15 protein-coding genes and 1 tRNA gene are annotated in these 17,442 nt (G+C 64.5%); 5 read left to right on the plus strand and 11 right to left on the minus strand.

Annotated elements, in window-relative coordinates:
* Nucleotides 1-98: 98 nt before the first annotated feature.
* The 5 genes from XH89_RS17770 to XH89_RS17790 form a co-directional block, all read right to left on the minus strand.
* Nucleotides 99-1,088, minus strand: coding sequence for a cation diffusion facilitator family transporter (locus tag XH89_RS17770; protein WP_194468227.1), 990 nt, complete (start codon nt 1,086-1,088; stop codon nt 99-101).
* A gap of 1 nt (nt 1,089) precedes the next feature.
* Entirely contained in the window at nt 1,090-4,302 is a 3,213-nt protein-coding gene (locus XH89_RS17775) for an efflux RND transporter permease subunit (protein ID WP_194468228.1), read from the minus strand.
* The gene (ihpB, locus tag XH89_RS17780) at nt 4,295-5,272 is read right to left on the minus strand and encodes a divalent metal ion exporter adaptor subunit IhpB (RefSeq protein WP_194468229.1); all 978 of its coding nucleotides are present in this window, start codon (nt 5,270-5,272) and stop codon (nt 4,295-4,297) included. The genes XH89_RS17775 and ihpB overlap by 8 nt, the downstream gene beginning before the upstream one ends.
* Complete coding sequence (ihpA, locus tag XH89_RS17785; protein ID WP_194468230.1) at nt 5,269-6,543, minus strand: divalent metal ion exporter subunit IhpA; 1,275 nt, start codon at nt 6,541-6,543, stop codon at nt 5,269-5,271. The genes ihpB and ihpA overlap by 4 nt, the downstream gene beginning before the upstream one ends.
* A 61-nt stretch (nt 6,544-6,604) precedes the next feature.
* Entirely contained in the window at nt 6,605-6,958 is a 354-nt protein-coding gene (locus XH89_RS17790; RefSeq protein ID WP_194468524.1) for a hypothetical protein, read from the minus strand.
* Between the two features lie 366 nt (nt 6,959-7,324).
* Here XH89_RS17790 and XH89_RS17795 point away from each other — a divergent pair, with 366 nt between their 5' ends.
* Nucleotides 7,325-8,218, plus strand: coding sequence for a hypothetical protein (locus XH89_RS17795; protein ID WP_194468231.1), 894 nt, complete (start codon nt 7,325-7,327; stop codon nt 8,216-8,218).
* A 12-nt stretch (nt 8,219-8,230) separates the two neighbouring features.
* On the opposite strand, the gene pepT is transcribed toward XH89_RS17795, so the two are convergent.
* Nucleotides 8,231-9,478 (minus strand): peptidase T, encoded by a 1,248-nt coding sequence (gene pepT / locus XH89_RS17800; protein WP_194468232.1) that lies wholly within the window; start codon nt 9,476-9,478, stop codon nt 8,231-8,233.
* A 118-nt stretch (nt 9,479-9,596) separates the two neighbouring features.
* Nucleotides 9,597-9,926, minus strand: coding sequence for an HU family DNA-binding protein (locus XH89_RS17805; RefSeq protein WP_194468233.1), 330 nt, complete (start codon nt 9,924-9,926; stop codon nt 9,597-9,599).
* Nucleotides 9,927-10,159: 233 nt separating this feature from the next.
* On the opposite strand from XH89_RS17805, the gene XH89_RS17810 reads away from it, so the two are divergent.
* Nucleotides 10,160-10,236, plus strand: a tRNA-Asp gene (locus XH89_RS17810).
* A gap of 196 nt (nt 10,237-10,432) precedes the next feature.
* Here the strand turns inward: XH89_RS17810 and XH89_RS17815 are convergent.
* A complete protein-coding gene (locus tag XH89_RS17815; protein ID WP_194468234.1) occupies nt 10,433-10,636 on the minus strand; it encodes a hypothetical protein in 204 nt (67 codons plus the stop codon).
* Between the two features lie 44 nt (nt 10,637-10,680).
* A complete protein-coding gene (locus XH89_RS41845) occupies nt 10,681-10,806 on the minus strand; it encodes a hypothetical protein (RefSeq protein ID WP_256440160.1) in 126 nt (41 codons plus the stop codon).
* Nucleotides 10,807-10,850: 44 nt separating this feature from the next.
* On the opposite strand from XH89_RS41845, the gene XH89_RS17820 reads away from it, so the two are divergent.
* A complete protein-coding gene (locus XH89_RS17820; RefSeq protein ID WP_194468235.1) occupies nt 10,851-11,756 on the plus strand; it encodes an alpha/beta fold hydrolase in 906 nt (301 codons plus the stop codon).
* Here the strand turns inward: XH89_RS17820 and XH89_RS17825 are convergent.
* Both XH89_RS17825 and XH89_RS17830 read right to left on the minus strand, forming a co-directional pair.
* Nucleotides 11,753-13,045, minus strand: coding sequence for an MFS transporter (locus XH89_RS17825; RefSeq protein WP_194468236.1), 1,293 nt, complete (start codon nt 13,043-13,045; stop codon nt 11,753-11,755). The genes XH89_RS17820 and XH89_RS17825 overlap by 4 nt on opposite strands.
* A 58-nt stretch (nt 13,046-13,103) precedes the next feature.
* Nucleotides 13,104-14,294: an aromatic ring-hydroxylating dioxygenase subunit alpha gene (locus XH89_RS17830; protein WP_194468237.1), complete on the minus strand. Its 1,191-nt coding sequence runs from the start codon at nt 14,292-14,294 to the stop codon at nt 13,104-13,106.
* A gap of 182 nt (nt 14,295-14,476) precedes the next feature.
* Between XH89_RS17830 and XH89_RS17835 the strand changes: the two genes are divergently transcribed.
* Nucleotides 14,477-14,992 (plus strand): MarR family winged helix-turn-helix transcriptional regulator, encoded by a 516-nt coding sequence (locus XH89_RS17835; RefSeq protein ID WP_194468238.1) that lies wholly within the window; start codon nt 14,477-14,479, stop codon nt 14,990-14,992.
* Nucleotides 14,993-15,176: 184 nt separating this feature from the next.
* The gene (locus XH89_RS17840) at nt 15,177-17,438 is read left to right on the plus strand and encodes a TonB-dependent siderophore receptor (protein WP_194468239.1); all 2,262 of its coding nucleotides are present in this window, start codon (nt 15,177-15,179) and stop codon (nt 17,436-17,438) included.
* Nucleotides 17,439-17,442 lie beyond the last annotated feature (4 nt).

Genomic DNA, 17,442 nt, shown 5'->3' on the forward strand with positions numbered 1-17,442 from the left:
AGGAGCGAAGCGACGAAGCAATCCAGACTATTTCCGCAGAGGGATTCTGGATTGCTTCGCTTCGCTCGCAATGACGACGTAGACGGGTCCGTGCTCCCTCACACCACATCATCCGGCGCCAGCGCGCAGCCATTGTCCGGATGCGTCTCGATCTGGAGCGTGGTGTGGCCGATGCGGAAGGTCGTCTTCAGCATCTGCGCGGTCTCCATCAAGAATGCGTCAGCGGTGCCTGATGGCATCACCAGATGACAGGTCAGTGCGGTCTCGGTGGTCGAGATCGGCCAGACATGGAGATCGTGAATCGCCGAGACGCCCGGGCGTGCCAGCAGGAACGCTCTGATCGCGGCGAGGTCGGTCCCCCTGGGGGCGGCCGCCATCGACATGTCGATGGAGCCGCGGAGCAGGCTGGTCGTGCTCCAGAGGATGGTGCCGCAGATGACGAGGCTGGTGACGGGATCGAGCCAGAGCCAGCCGGTCCAGGTGATCAGCGCCGCCGAGACGACGACGCCGAGCGAGACCGCGGCGTCGCCGGCCATGTGCAGATAGGCGCCCTCGATATTGATGTCGTCCTTGCGCCCGCTGGCGAACAGCAGTGCGGTGAAGCCGTTGACGAGGATGCCGATGCCGGCGACCACCATCACGGTCACGCCCGCGACGGGCTCCGGCTCGCGCAGACGCAGGATCGCCTCCCAGCCGATCGCGCCGGTGGCGACCAGCAGGAACACCGCATTCGCCAGCGCCGCCAGAATGGTGGAGGCACGAAAGCCATAGGTGAAGCGGCCGCTCGGGGCGCGCTGCGCCGCGATCGAGGCGCCCCAGGCGACGACCAGGCCGAGCACGTCGGACAGATTGTGGCCGGCATCCGCGAGCAGGGCGGTGGAATTGCCGAGATAGCCATAGACCGCCTCGGCCACGACCAGAGCGGTGTTGAGCGCGATGCCGATCGCGAACGCCTTGCCGAAATTGGCGGGCGCGTGGACATGTGCGTGACCATGACCGTGCGAATGGTCGTGATCGTGACCATGGCCATGCGCGTGGCCATGGCTATAGTCATGGTGGTGATGACCGTGATGGCTGTGACTGCTCAACCTAGTGCTCTCCGGCTTCAGCCAAATCAGGCGCCATTGTAGGCGTTTCGCTCGCCCCGTCACGCCGGAACAGCACGTAGAGCGCTGGCAGCACCAAAAGCGTCAGCACCGTCGAGGAGATGATGCCGCCGATCACGACGGTCGCGAGCGGTCGCTGCACTTCGGCGCCGGCGCCAGTGGCAAGCGCCATCGGCACGAAGCCGAGCGAGGCGACCAGCGCCGTCATCAGCACCGGCCGCAGCCGTGTCAGCGCTCCCTCGCGCACAGCGTCGGCAAGGGGCCGTCCCTCGCTGCGCAGCCGCTCAATGAAGGCGATGATGACGAGGCCGTTGAGCACGGCGACGCCCGATAGCGCGATAAAGCCAACCCCGGCGCTGATCGACAGTGGGATGCCGCGGAGCAAGAGCGCGGCGACACCGCCGGTCAGCGCTAGCGGCACGCCGGAGAACACCAGCGCGGCATCCGCCACTGAACCCATGCTCATGAACAGCAGCAGGAACACCAGCGAGAGCGCGACCGGCACCACGATCGTGAGCCGTTTGCTGGCGGAGACCAACTGCTCGAACTGGCCGCCCCAGCCGATCCAGTAGCCGGGCGGCAGTTTCACTTTTTCGGCGACGGCGGCTTGTGCCTCCGCCACAAAGGACCGCAGGTCGCGGGCACGGACATTGGCCATCACCACCACGCGGCGCTTGCCGTTCTCGCGGCTGATCTGGTTGGGGCCGGGCGCGATCTCGATCGCGGCGACCGAGGACAGCGGAACATAGCGGAGCGCAGCGCCCGATGGGCCGGACCAGGCGGTCTTGGTCACAGTGGTGGCATCCGCGGCCGGCGGCAACGGAATCGGCAGCGCTCTGATCGCGTCAGGGTCGGCGCGCAGGCTCTCGGGTAGGCGTACCACGATATCGAAGCGGCGGTCGCCCTCGAACAGTTTTCCGGCCGGCTTGCCGCCGATCGCGATCTCGACGAGGTTTTGCGCCTCGCTGAGGCTGAGGCCGTAGCGCGACAGCGCCTGGCGGTCGAGCTTGACGGTGAGGATCGGCAGGCCCGCGACCTGCTCGGTCTTGACGTCGGCGGCGCCCTCGATGCCGCGGACGACGCCGTTGACCTGTTGCGCAACATTGGCAAGCACGTCGAGATCATCGCCAAAGATCTTGACGCCGACGTCGCTGCGGATGCCGGCGATGAGCTCGTTGAAGCGCATCTGGATCGGCTGGGTCATGCCATAGGCGGTGCCGGGCAGGGTGTTGGCGGCGCGTTCGATCTCCTCGATCACCTCGTTCTTCGGTTTGGCCGGATCGGGCCATTCCTCGCGCGGCCTCAGCGTGACATAGGTGTCGGCGGCGTTCGGTGGCATCGGATCGTTGGCGATCTCGGCGGTGCCGATCTTGGAGAAGATGGTCGCGACTTCAGGCACCTGTTTGACCGCCTTCTCCAGCCGAAGCTGCATGTCGACGCTCTGAGTCAGACTGGTGCCGGGAATCCGGATCGTCTCGATGGTGATGTCGCCCTCATCGAGGCTCGGGATGAACTCGCCGCCCATGCGCGTTGCGGCAAGCAGGCTGCCGGCCACGATCAAGAGGGCGCCGAGCGCAACGCTGCGGCGATAGCGGATGGCACGGTCGAGCAGCGGCACATAGGCGCGCTTGGCCGCGCGCATGAAGATGTTTTCTGTCTCCGAAACCTTGCCGGTGACGAAGATCGCCACCGCGGCCGGGACGAAGGTGACCGACAGCAGCGCCGCGCCGGCGAGCGCCATCAGCACGGTCAGTGCCATCGGCGTGAACATCTTGCCCTCGGTCCCCGTCAGGGTCAGGACCGGCAGATAGACGACTGCGATGATCAGCGTTCCGAACAGGCTCGGCTTGATCACCTCGCTGCTGCCGTCGCGGATGGTCTGCAGCCGTTCGTCCAGCGTCAGCAGGCGGCCAAGTCGATGCTGCTCTGCTGCCAATAGCCGCAGGCAGTTCTCGACGATGATCACTGCACCGTCGACGATGATGCCGAAATCGATGGCACCTAAGCTCATCAGATTGGCGCTCACCTTGCGCTCGACCATCCCCGTGATCGTGAACAGCATCGAGAGCGGAATGACGCAGGCCGTGATCAGCGCGGCCCGAATGTTGCCGAGGATCAGGAACAGCACTGCGATCACCAGCGCTGCGCCCTCAATGAGGTTCTTCTCGACGGTCTGGATGGTGGCTTCCACCAGATGGGTGCGGTCGTAGACCGCGCGCGCGATCACGCCGTCGGGCAGGGATTTCGCGATCTCGCCCAGCCTTGCGGCGACGCGCTGGGCCACCGTGCGGCTGTTCTCGCCGATCAGCAGCATGGCGGTGCCGAGCACCGTCTCGCTGCCGTTTGCTGTCGCCGCGCCGGTGCGCAGGTCCTGGCCCTCACTCACCTCGGCGACGTCGCGGATGCGGACCGGCACCCCACCGCGCGAGCCGATCACGATGTCTCTGATATCGGCGATATCGGCGACCTGGCCGGGGGCACGGACGAGATATTGCTCGCCGTTGCGCTCGATATAGCCAGCGCCGACATTGGCATTGTTGGCGGCAAGCGCCGTCATGATATCGCGGAAGCCGAGTTTGTAGGCCATCAGCCGGCCGGGGATCGGCAGCACGTGGAATTGCCGCTCATAGCCGCCGATCGAGTTAACCTCGATGACGCCGGGAATGGCGCGTAGCTGCGGCTTGATGATCCAGTCCTGGATGGTGCGCAGCTCCGTCGGGGTGAACTCGGTGCCAGCAGGCGACTTTGCACCGGTCTTGGCCTCGACCGAATAGACATAGATCTCGCCGAGACCGGTCGAGATCGGGCCCATCGCGACCTCGGTGCCCGTAGGCAGCTGATCTCTCGCCTGCTGGATGCGCTCGTTGACGAGCTGACGCGCGAAATAGATGTCGGTGCCGTCCTGGAAAACGACCGTGACCTGGCTCAGGCCGTAGCGCGAGATCGAGCGGGTGTAGTCGAGTTTTGGCAAACCGCCCATCGCGGTTTCGATCGGGAAGGTGATGCGTTGCTCGGCTTCAAGCGGCGACAGGCCCGGCGCGCGCGTGTTGATCTGGACCTGCACATTGGTGACGTCGGGGACGGCGTCAATCGGCAGGCGGGTGAAATTCCAGATACCGAAAGCACCGGCCGCGAGCGCGATCAGCACCACGAGCCAGCGCTGGCGGACAGAGAAGGCGAGAAGGGCGTCAATCATGATCGGCGTCTCCCTTGCCCATCTCGGCCTTCACGACGAAGCTGTTCTCCGCGACGTAGCGTTCGCCGGCAGAAAGACCGGCGCGGATCTCGACGAATTTCGGATCGGAATCGCCAAGCTCGACCGGTCGCGCCTCGATCTTGTCGTTGTCCTCGCGGACGAACACGATGGTCCTGTTCTCCAACGTCTGGATCGCGCTTCTGCGCACGGCGACGACCACATTGCGCGCGGCAAGGATCAGCCGTGCCGTGACGAACAGGCCAGGCCGCAGCCGCCCTTCCGGATTGGGCAGCACCACGCGCGCGAGCGCGGTCTGGGTCTCGCTCGAGCCGATCGGGGCGATGTAGGAGATCGCTCCCTTGATCTCGCCGCGGCCGTCGTCGGGGTCGATCAGCACCTCGTCGTTGAGGCGCACACGCTTGAGGTCCTGCCGGTAGATCGAGAGGTCGACCCAGATGGTGGAGAGATCGGCGACGACGAAGGCCGGCTTCTGCTCGGAGGCATATTCACCGAGCGAGATCTGTCGCTCGATGATGGTGCCCGGGATCGGCGCCTTCAGCTCGTAGACAGTGAGGCTCTGGTTGCTCTCGATTGCAGCGAGCAGATCGTCCTTGCCGACCTTGTCGCCGATGCGCTTCTGGATCGATTTTGCCACACCCGGAAAGCGCGGGGTGACCTGCACGACCGCTTCTTGATTGGCGCGCAAGATGCCGTTGAAGGACAACGTATCGGTCAGCGTGGCGCTCGCCGCCTCCGCCAGCGCGACGCCTGCCGCCGCCAGCTTGACGTCGGAGATGCGGATGCGATCGGCGCCGTGCTCGTCGGGCTCGACGTGGTCGTTTGGTTTCTCCGGCTTCTTCTCTTCGGCATGTTCGGTTGACGCGACCTTGGGCGGCGAAAGCATGGAATAGCCGAAGGCGCCGAGCGCGGCGGCAAGGATGGCGGCCAGGATAGTGGACGATGTCTTCATCGGGCGCTCTCCCGGGCCAGCGAGAAGGGATTGCCGACGAGGCCTTCGATGGTGGCAACGCCGGCATGGAAATTCTGCAATGCCTCCTGCTCGCGCAGCCGCGCTTGCGTTACGCTGGCCTGGGCGTCGAGCACTTCGAGGAGGGTGAAGCGCCCCTGGCCGTAGCCTTGCGAGATCGCGTCGGCCGCTTCGGTCGCCTTGGGAATCGCGGTCTCGCGCAACACCGCGAGCTCGCGCAGCGAACCCTGCAGGGAGTCGTAGGCGCGGCCGGCGACCACGATCAGCGTGTTGCGGTTGGTCTCGCGCTCGGCCCGGGTCTTGGCGAGGCTCTCCTGGGCCGAGAGGATGTTGCCCTGGTTCTGGTCGAACACCGGAATCGGCACCGAGACGGAGAGACGGATTGCGTCGTCATTGGTCTCGTTGAAATGACGCCAGCCGGCGGCGATCCGCACGTCGGGATAAGGCTTGAGCCGCGCCATTAGCAGCTCGGCGTTCCGCTGCGCATAGACCGCGGTCCAGCGCATCAGTTGCGGATTGGCATCGATGGCGGCGACCACGGACTGGAAGGTCGGCGGCCGTCCCGTGGTGTCGGGCCGGCCGGAGACCTCGCCGAATTTCGCGGCGGGATCGCCCATCAGCACCGCTAGCTCGCGCCGGGCACTCGCCAGCGTCGCCCTGAAGCGCTCGCGGTCGGCTTTCACCAGCGCCGAGGCGACCTCGGCGCGGCCGGTCTCGGCCGGCGAGGAGGCGCCGGCTTCGACGCGGCGGTGCAGGAGCGGCGTCAGCCTGTCGATCGCCGCGATCTGCTCGTCGAGGATCTGGATGCGCCGCTGCGCGCCCAGCACGCTGAGGAAGGCGATCGCGGTCTCCGACAGCACCTCCAGCCTGATCGCCTTGCGCTGGATCGCGGCGACTTCGACGCCGGCTGCGCCGGCCGCGATCCGCGCCTCGCGCTTGCCGAACAGCTCAAAGGCCTGGCTGATCTGAAGCGTGGTCTCGGCCGATTTGGTGCCGCGATAGACGCCGGAGCCGAACGAATTGTCCTGCTCATAGGACAGTTCCGGATTGAGCTGGGCGCCGGCCTGGATGCGCTGGCCCGTGGCGATGCCCACATCGCGTTCCGCCGCCGTCAGGCGTGGGCTCGCGGCGAGCGCGCGCGACAGCGCCGCGCGCATCGTCAGCGTCTGGGCGCGCGCGTGCTGTGTCAGCCAGGGGCTGACGATAACAGCCATCGCGCACGCGAAGCGCGCGGCAGTCCATTTGAAAGACATGAGGGTGACCTGTGAACAATAGCGTCAAAGGCGCACGCGGCGCCCGGCTGATCGGTTCAGGTCAGTGTTTTGGGGGCGGGGAGTCGGTATCGGGCGCGATCCCGATCAGCGCGAGCGCGCGATGCGGGATCGGTGCGGTAACGATGTCGGTTGTCCCCTCGGATTGGAGCGGCTGCGCGACAGCGACTGAGAAGCAGCCGTGGCAGTGATGGCCGCCCAGCGCCTTGTGATCGCCGTGACCATCAGAGTCGAGCACCAAGGCGACCTCCGAGCCCCCTGAGGGGCTGGTGACGTCGATGTCGTGCGCGCCATGGAGCACGCCTGACAGCAGGTACATAGTTGCCGCCAGCACAGCCACGAGCCCGCGCCAGTTGCGCACGGACCAAAAGCGATGGGGGCGGCGGATCGCGATCACGAGGTTACCCAGTTCCTGATCTGCCTGCGGTAGCACGGCGGCCGGAACAGTGTCGACCCGCAACATTGTTACGTGTGGGGAACTCGATGTCGCAAGCGCCCAAACGAAAAGGCCCCAGCCGGGGCTGACCGGCTGAGGCCTTTTTTGCTCACAATCTTCATCCGTTGGGACTTGCGGAGACAATCAAGCGCGCGATGGTTCGTTCCCGCGCCCTGCAAAATTTAGGAACGTTCTCCGGTCCCCCTCATTAGCGCCCCGGAGCGTTTGAGGAGGAAGGGACCATGGACGGACTGATCTATCTGATCGGCCTGATCGTCGTGATCATGGCGATCTTGTCGTTCTTCGGCCTGCGCTGAGAGAATTGCTATGGCGATCGAAACTCTGGTGCAGGACAATTTGATGGAAGGCGGCGTCGTCACCGCCGAGGAGCGGCGGAGCATCCAATGGAGCTCCGTCATCGCCGGCGCTCTCGCCGCCGGCGCAATGTCATTCATCCTGGTCGGCTTTGGCGTGGCGATCGGTCTCGGTGTCAGCTCGGCTTCGCCGACCTGGCGCGATGCATCGGCGGCGCTGGCGCTGTTGTCGGGGCTGTATCTGATCATTCAGGCGATCGTCAGCTTCGGTTTTGGCGGCTACATTGCCGGCCGGACGGCGCGGCCGGCGCCCACGCTGGCGACGATCGAGGATGACGGTGAACGACGCGACGGGCTGCACGGGTTGACGTCATGGGCGTTGGCCGTGCTGATCGGTGCTGCGTTGCTGGCAATCATCGCTGCATCGGCGATCGAGCGCTCGCCGACGCGAAGCGCGAACGGCAGCGCGACCTCCGCCGAACCGTTGTTCAGCTACGAGCTCGACAAGCTGTTCCGCGCGCCGCGGCGGCCCGTTAACACGGACATGCGGGAAGCCCGTGCCGAAGCCGGACGCATCCTGATGACGTCATCGAGCCATAGCGGCGTGAACATCGACGATCGCAATTATCTGGTGCAGCAGGTCTCAGCGCTGACGGGACTGGGTGCGCCGGACGCCGAACGGCGCGTCGACGCGTCGATCGCCGACTCTCATACGGCGATCAGCCGGGCGAGGCGCAATTCGGTGATCGTGGCCTTCTCGGTTGCAGCTGCGGCCCTGATCGGTGCTGCGGTGGCCTGGGCTGCCGCCGTTGCCGGCGGCCGGCATCGCGATGGCGAGCCGCTACCGAACTGGATGGCGAGCTCCAACCGCTTCCATCGTGGCCGGCGCGCCGTGCCGGTGCCGTAAGGGGAGAAGGCTTTAAGCCTTCTCTTCCCAGATCATGGCGAGGTGCACGATGGTCTGCACGGCCTTCTCCATGTCCTGCCGGCTGACCCATTCGAGCCGCGAATGAAACGCGTGCTCACCGGCAAAAATGTTGGGGCAGGGCAGGCCCATGAAGGACAGGCGTGAACCGTCGGTGCCGCCGCGGATCGCGGTGCGCATCGGGCGGAGGCCCGCGCGGCGGATCGCTTCGATGGCGTATTCGAGGATGTGCGGGTGACGGTCGATCACCTGCTTCATGTTGCGGTACTGCTCCCGCACCTCGAACTTGTAGCTCGAGCGCGGGTACTCCTTCATCACATCCTTGACGATGCTCTCGAGCAGGGCTTCCTTTTCCTTCAGCCCTTCCTCGGTGAAGTCGCGCACGATGAAGGAGAGCGTCGCCTGTTCCAGCGCGCCTTCGATGCCGACCGGATGCAAGAAACCCTGCTTGCCCGAGGTCGTTTCGGGCGAGCAGCCTTCCCTCGGCAGGCGCTCGACGATGGCAGCCGCGATCTTGATCGCGTGCTCCATCTTGCCCTTGGCATAGCCGGGATGGGCGCTGACGCCTGAAATGATGATGGTGGCGCCGTCGGCCGAGAAGGTCTCGTCCTCGACGCTGCCGGCGGTCTCGCCGTCCATGGTATAGCCGAAATCCGCGCCCAGCTTCTTGATGTCGACATTGTCGACGCCGCGGCCGATCTCCTCGTCCGGCGTGAACAGGATCTTGATGGTGCCGTGCTTCACATCCGGGTTGTTGATGAAGAAATGCGCGGCATCCATGATCTCGGCGACGCCGGCCTTGTTGTCGGCGCCTAGCAGCGTGGTGCCGTCGGTGGTGATGATGTCGTTGCCGATCTGGTGCTTCAGCGCGGGATGCTCGGCGAAGCGGATCACCTGGCTGGGATCACCCGGCAGCGTGATGTCGCCGCCGCGATAGTTCTTCACCACCTGCGGCTTGACGTCCTTGCCGGTAACGTCGGGCGAGGTGTCCATGTGCGAGCAGAAACAGATCACCGGCAGCTTCTTGTCGGTGTTGGCCGGGATCGTCGCGTAGACATAGCCGTAATCGTCGAGATGGGCGTCGGCGACGCCCATGGCCTTGAGCTCAGTCACGAGAACGCGGCCGAGATCTTTTTGCTTCTCGGTCGATGGCGAGGCCGGGGAATTCGGATCGGACTGGGTGTCGATGGTGACGTAGCGCAGGAAGCGCTCGGTCACGGTATGCGCGAAGGTCAGGGACATGTTGGATCAAACTGCCGGGGCTTTGGAGAGCAGGGGCTGGGAAGCAGCCGGTATATCAGAAAGCGGGCGGCGTTGCGGCACCAGGGACGTCGGATCAGGCTTAACCAAGCGTAAGCGCTCAAATCGCCTCTTTCAGCTCCTTGACCGGGCGGAACGCGACCTTCTTGCTGGCCTTGATGTGGATCGCTTCGCCCGTGGCCGGATTGCGGCCGGTGCGGGCGGCGCGCTTGCGGACCTGGAGGATGCCTAAGCCCACGATACGAACGCGGTCGCCCTTCTTGAGATGCTTGGTGATGAGGTCGACCAGGTCGGTCAGGACCGCTTCGGCATGCTTCTTGGAGAGATCCTGGCTTTCCGCGATATCGGCGGCGAGGTGCTTGAGCGTGATGGTGGCGGGGGCGGCTGCCTTCTTCGCTGAGTCCTTCTTAGGCGAATCCTTCTTAGCCATGTCTGGCCTCCTCGATGCTTGCGGGGTCGCGGGAAGAGGGCCCTGGGAACCTTGCAAGTGACGGAAGGCGTAGACGATTCGGGACCGGACTGACTACATCGCGCGACCTTGAAGGGTCGGTCCCTGCACGTTGGCGGCGCGAAACGGGACTATTCCGGCTGTCGGCGCCAACGTCCTTGACTTCACAATGTCGCGCCTTTAAGTCCCCCCTCGTTCCGCGGACATCGCGTCACGCGGGAGTAGCTCAGTTGGTTAGAGCGCCGGCCTGTCACGCCGGAGGTCGCGGGTTCGAGCCCCGTCTCTCGCGCCATTTTTGGCAACATTTTCCTCCCCTTCGCCGCCAACATCACCAACCAGACCACGGGCGTCGTGCGACCTCAGTCGATCGGATGACGAATTCATTTGTCTTATCAATATCTTGTATGGTGATCTTCAGTCCTGTCGGGAAAGCAAAAAAGGCCGCCCGTTGGCGGTCATTGCATCTCAAAGCGGACCTTTTTCGGCGATTAGCGAATCTCAGACGCCTCCGAACTCGTGATCGCCATCGGCTTGCCGGCCTTGATGACGTGGGTCGACTGGGCGGTCTGGCTGTAATCGGCGTTGGTGCGGGCTGCGATCCCGAAGGCGGCCACTGCGATGCCGGCCACCAGCGCCACCACCACGATCTTCAGGTGGGTACCCCGATCAGCAGAGTGAATTGAGTGGTTCATCGAAGCCTCCCGACGGGCTTTGGCGCCGTCTGTAGGCTGATGTCTTAAGGAGCATCTGTTTCCGGATCGTTTCGCGGGTTCCGCAAAATGGTTTCATCTGGCGATTCCGCCGTTTCGCCTTGAGCAGCCTTACCTGCCGCGTAATCGCACAGGCCCAGTCGCTTCGTCATGATCGCTTCCATCGGCCGCGAACCATCCGGCGAGGAGAAGCACCATGAACCGTCGAACCGTCCTCGAAGCCACCTTACTCGGCACCGCCCTGGCGGCAGCATCGGGCGCCGGCGCGCCAGCGGCGGCCCAGCCGGTTGTCCGATCGCCCTATGTCGTCGCCAGGGACGGCACGAAGCTGTTCGTGCAGGACTGGGGCAGCGGGAAGCCTGTGGTGCTGCTGACGGCCTGGACCTTCGATGCCAGCACCTGGGGCAGCCACATTGCGGCCCTCAACGAAAAAGGCTTCCGCTGTCTTGCGCCCGACAGGCGCGGGCATGGCCGGTCCGAGATGCCGTCCGCGGGCTATGACCTGGATACACTGACCGATGATGTCGCTGCGATCATCGAGGCGCGCGATCTGCGCGACGTCACGCTGGTCGGCTTCTCGATGGGAACGGTCGAGGCGCTGAACTATCTCGGACGATACGGCTCGGACCGGATCGCAAGGCTGGTGCTGGTCGCACCGACGACGCCGTTCCTGGTCAAGACCGAGGACAATCCGGATGCGGTCCCGAAGGCGATGATCGAGACCGACCACGCAGCCATCGCCCGCGATTTCGCCAAATGGATCGCGGCGAATGAAGCGCCATTCTTCCTGCCGGAGACACCGGAGATCACGCGGACCTGGATCCGACAGATGATGCTGAGCGTGCCGCTGCCGGTTGCGCTGGCGTGCCGCAAGACGATCTCCTTCTCCGATCTGCGCGCGTCTGCAGCCAGGGTCGATTGCCCGACGCTGATCCTTCACGGCGACAAGGATGCGAGTGCGCCGCTGCCATTGACCGGAGCCAAGACCGCAAAGCTGATCAAGGACAGCAAGCTGATCGTCTATGAAGGCGCGCCGCATCCGCTGCCGCTGACGCATGGTGAGCGGCTGATGGCGGACATGCTCGCATTCATGAGCGTCTAGCTCGCCCTGACGATGTCGGTGCGGATGGTCCGCGCCGCCCAGACGAACAGCAGGGCGCCGAGCGTGGTCGTGACCGCCGCCGAAAGCAGGGAATAGCGCACGGCGTCCGCGCCGTAGCTGCCCTTCAAGGCGTCATTGACCATTCCCACCGCGAGCGGGCCGACGCCCTGGCCGAAGCAGGTCGCGGTGAGCGCGATCAGCGCAGAGGCGAGCGCCCGCATGCTCGGCTTCGCCACCGTCTGCGCGATCGCGAAGACGGGCCCGAGATGGAAGCCGACCAGGAACGAGGTCAGTGCCAGCATCGCGATCATCGTCGCGAAGTCCTGCGTCAGCATGCACAGCGCGAAGACGGGGCCGGCGAGCCCGGAGGTGATCGCCGGTGCCCACAGCTTCCAGCGGTCGTCGCGGCGGCCGATTTGCGCCACCACGAAACCGCCGAGCAGGGTGCCGGCCATGCCGGCGAGCCCCTTGAACGTACCGGCATAGGTGCCGATCTCGGCGCTCGACAGATGGTGCACGCGCGCCAGGAATGGCGGGATCCAGGCCGCGGTGGCGTAATTGGTGTAGGTCGTCAGGCAGAAGCCGATCAGCACGATGACGAAGCTTTGCTGCGAGGCCAGAAAGCTCAGCGTCGGGCCGAGCGGCTCGGGCACGAAATCTTCCTGCATCGCGCCGCGCTTCGGCTCCGAGACCGTCAGCCACAAAATCAGCGCAAGCAGGATGCCGGGGACGCCGGCGACATAGAAGGCCATGCGCCAGCCATGGTGCTGGTTCACGTAGCCACCGACGAAATAGCCGAGGAAGACGCCGAGATAGGTGCCAATGGCGTAGATGCCGAGCGCGCGCGGGCGCTCGTTCTTGGCAAAGAGGTCGGCGACGATCGATTGCGAGGCCGGAGAGCCGGCGGATTCGCCGATGCCGACGCCGATCCTGGCAAAGGCCAGCGCGGTTACGCTCGAAGCCGCGCCGCACAGCGCCGTCATCGCGCTCCAGAATGCAAACGCCAGCGCCACGATGTTGCGGCGGTTGAGCCGGTCGGCAACGCGCGCGATGGGAATGCCGAGCAGGGAGTAGAACAGTGCGAAACCGAAACCAGCCAGCAGCCCCATCGTGGTGTCGCTGAGCTGGAATTCCTTCTTGATCGGCTCGATCAGGACGTTGAAGATCGTGCGGTCGAGGAAGTTCAGCGCGTAGATGATGGTGAGCAGGCCCAGCACGTAATAGCGCCGCGCTGCGGGCTTCGCCGCGGCGGCCGTCTGCACCGACATCTGTGACGTCACATCGACCATCGCTTCCCCCGATTTGTCTTTGTTGTTGTCGGTCCCAGCCCTCGTTGGAGCTGGCAAATCATCCTTCGCGGATGTAATTCCCCGCTTCGAACTCGACCGGCGGCGCGCTGCCGTCGAACGACACGCCGATCGGATCTCGACCTGCTTCCATCGCTTCCAGCTGCTCGCCGAGCATGCGCCGGATCATCAGGATGCCGCGGTCGCTCTGGCCGAAATGCTCCTCGGAATGGACCGTCACCTCGCCCTGGCCGACCTGGGCCTCATAATCGCCGGGAAATTGCTGGTGCTCTTCTTCCGTCATGTCCCACCAGAACTTGCCGTTGAACTTCGAGCGCATGCGGCCGATGTCGCCGGAATTTTTCACGCGGCTGGCGACATAGATGCGGAACGAGGTGTCATCGATCGGCAGCGTCCAGCCGATCGACTCGACACGTGCGAATTGCGCCACGCGCGGGTTCGGCACGACGCGCAAGCTGGGGAGGGCGGCTTCGGTGACACGGTAAAACACACGGCCGTCGTCCTGCCTGCGGATCGAGCGCACGACGATGCCGCGCGGCGTCTTGTCGAACGTCACCTCCGGCATCGAAGCCATCATGTTGGTGAATTGCGGCCCCGAGAACGAGCCGTGCAGCACCGGCACGTGGTAGGGATCGACCACGTTCTCGAAATGCTGGAGCCAGTTGCAGGGGATGATGGCCGGGCCGCCGCCGCCGATCGAGGAATCGTCAGCCTCGACGAACTCGCCGTCGTCCATCTTTTCCAGGCATTCGTAAGCCGGCAGCACCGGGCGTTTCTCGGCCGGGCCCATATAGGCGAAGATCAGACCGTAGCGCTCTTCGACCGGATACCAGGGCTGGCGCACCTTGTCCTTGAATTGGCCGCCGTCGGGCTCGCAAGGCTGCTCCAGGCAATGGCCTTCGGTGTCGAACTTCCAGCCGTGATAGCAGCAGCGGATGCCGTCCTCCTCGACCTTGCCGTAATAGAGCGTGGTGCCGCGATGGCAGCAGCGCGCGTGCAAGAGGCCGGCGCGGCCATGCTTGTCACGGAACAGCACCAGATCTTCGCCCAGTGCACGCACCTTCTTCGGCGTGTCGGTGGCGTCGGTGACGAGCCCGACCGGATGCCAGTAGCGGCGGAGCAGCTCGCCCATCGGCGTGCCGCGTTGCACTGAAGTGAGCTCGGTGCGGGTGTGCGCTGGTTTCATCGCATAGGCCGTGCCGAGATCGCGATCCCGCTGGGTGATGGTCATGCCGGTCCTCCCGCTCCGGCCGCGACGGCCGGGGCCTTTTTCATGGCTTGCCCGCAGTGAAAAATAGTTCGATGACAATGTCAACGATCTTCCCGGAAAGCCTCTTGGTCGCGTTCGATCGGGCTGGGGAGGTTGCGCTACCAAGGCTTGGCACATCCTGGCTTTCTTGGCAGAGGTGGACCATGAGCCAGACATCGAGCAGGGGCGGGCACGAATCGTCCGATGCGGACGACAATCACTCTCCGGCGCCGATCACCGCGATGCTGTCGTCGCGGCTGATGGTGCTGGCCAATTTGCTCAAGCGCGGTGCCATCCTGCGCTACAAGCGTCTCACCGGATTGTCTTCGGTCGAGTTCGGCCTGGTCGCTTCGCTCGGCCGCCGGCCGCCGATGAGCGTAGCGCGGCTCGCCGAGGCAGTCGGCCAGGACAAGGGACAAATCAGCCGGGCGCTGGCAAATTTGCTGTCGCGCAAGCTGATCGTGAAATCTGCAAATCCGAAGGACAGTCGCGAGGTGCTGATCTCGCTGACACAGTCCGGGCTCGCAGCGCATGATGCGATCGTTGAAGGCGCGCAGGAGCGCAACCGGACGCTGCTTGAGCAACTGAGCCATGATGATCTGGAGACGCTGCTCGCGCAGATCGATCGTCTCACCGCGACTGCGGAAGCGATGCTCGAAGCCGAGAAGGTCGCGCGCTGATCGTGCGGAAATCTTTGGACGTGTTTGAGCGCTTCTAAGAGCTGCTCTAAGAGTTCTTCTAAGAGCCTTTCCATTAGCGATATCGCGCGCGCTCCCCTAAGCGTCACCCGATCGCATGCCGTTCCGGGACAGGCGGCATGGTGCATCAGATGCACATTGGGGTGACGCGTTGGACAGTCTTGGAATGCTGCGGTCGGCCGTGTTGGCGACCGCGTCCGCTTGGGTTTTGATGCCGCAGGCATCGCTTGCACAATCGTCGGCACTGGGTGGCGCACAGAACCTGCCGCCCGTGAACGTGGCTGCACCGGAACAGCGCCGCCGCGCTGCTACGCCCGCGTCGCGCCGCGCGCAGAGCCAGGTGCAAACGGTCAACAGTCCGAAGCCGCAGCCGCAACGCAATGTCGGCGTGGTCGAGAATCCGCGTGGTCCGATGCAGGGCTATGTCGCCAGGCGCAGCGCGTCCGGCACCAAGACCAACACGCCGATCATTGAGACGCCGCAGGCGGTGTCGGTGATCGGTGCGGACCAGATCCGCGACCAGAAGCCGAACAAGCTCGACGAAGTCCTGCGTTACACCGCCGGCGTGCGCGCCGGCACGTTCGGCGCCGATACCCGCAACGACTGGTGGCTGATCCGCGGCTTCAAGTCCGACGACATCGGGCTGTTCCTCGATGGCATGCAGCTGTTCTACACGTCCTATGCCAGCTGGAAGCTCCAGCCCTTCAACATGGAACGGGTCGAGGTGCTGCGCGGTCCGTCGGCCGTGCTGTATGGCGGATCGAGCCCGAGCGGCATCGTCAACGTCATCAGCAAGATGCCGCCGATCGAGCCGGTCCGCACCATCGAGACTGGTGTCAACAATTTCGGTAACGCCTATGTCGGCTTCGATGTCGGCGGTCCCGTCGCGATGCAGCCCCAGGATGGCCAACAGGACGGCAAGCTGTTCTACCGCCTCGTCGGCCAGGTCCAGAACGGCGGCACGCAAGTCAACTTCACGCCCGACAACAATTACTTCATCGCGCCGTCCTTCACCTGGAAGCCGGACGCCGACACCACCTTCACGGTGCTGGCCTCGGCCTCCAAGCAGGACACCCGCGGCATCAACTTCCTGCCTTACCGGGGCACGGTGACCAACGCGCCGTTCGGCAAGATTCCGACCAGCTTCTTTGCCGGCGATCCCGCCGTCGACAAGTTCACGCGCGAGCAGGAGATGCTCGGCTATCAGTTCGAGCGCAATCTCACCGACGATGTGACGTTTCGGCAGAATGCGCGCTTCGCCCATGTCGACCTGACCTATCGCGGCTACGTCGGCAGCGGCTGGAGCGAGATCAGCACGGCAACGCTCGGCCGCTACAATTGGTATGCGAAGGACACTGCCAACCAGGCCGATCTCGACAACCAGCTCGAATATCGTTTCAACACCGGTGCGGTGAAGCACACCACGCTGTTCGGGGTCGACCTGAAGGGCTATCAGATCGACGACTATCAGGCCTTCGGGTTCGGCGTCTCATCGATCAACGTCCTCAATCCGTCTTATGGGGCCGCCGAGGTTCCGCTGCCGACCTCGCCGTTCCGCAACTTCCTGATCACGCAGAAGCAGGCCGGCACCTATCTCCAGGACCAGATGAAGGTGGGCAACTTCACGCTGGTGCTGAGCGGGCGCAACGATTGGGTGGAGACGTCTCAGGCGGCGCGTGACACCAGCGCAAGCATTGCCCAGCGCGACGACAGCAAATTCAGCGGGCGCGCCGGGCTGATCTATAATTTCGACACCGGCATCGCACCCTACGTCTCCTATGCGACCAGCTACAATCCGATCATCGGCCTCAACGCGCAGAACAAGCTGTTCCTGCCGGAGACCGGCCGGCAGGCCGAGATCGGCGTAAAAGTCGCGCCCAAGGGATTTGACGGCTATTTCACCGCGTCGCTGTTCGATCTGAAGCGGCAGAATGTGGCGACCACCGATCCCGCGAATGTCCTGCTGCAGAACCAGACCGGCGAGGTGACCTCGCGCGGCATCGAGCTCGAAGCGGTCGCCAACGTCACCAAGGAGCTGAAGCTGATCGGTGCGTTTACCGCCTACCATCTCTTTACCAGCAAGGACCTCGATCAATCCCTGATCGGCAAGACGCCGACCAATACGCCTGAGATGCTGATCTCGGGCTGGGCGGACTACACCTTCAATGACGGGCCGCTGGAGGGATTTGGTTTCGGCGGCGGCGTTCGTTACGTCGGCTCGTCCTGGGCCGACACCGCCAACACGCTTCAAGTTCCCGCCGTCGCGCTCGGCGATCTCGCCGTTCACTACGAATGGCAGAACTGGCGCACCGCGCTCAACGTCATCAACCTGACCGACAGGATCTATGTCGCGAGTTGCGCGTCGGCGACGTCCTGCTTCTACGGCGATCGCCGCCGCATCACCGCCAGCGTCTCCTACAAATGGTGAGGCA

Source organism: Bradyrhizobium sp. CCBAU 53340 (assembly GCF_015291645.1).
GTDB lineage: Bacteria > Pseudomonadota > Alphaproteobacteria > Rhizobiales > Xanthobacteraceae > Bradyrhizobium.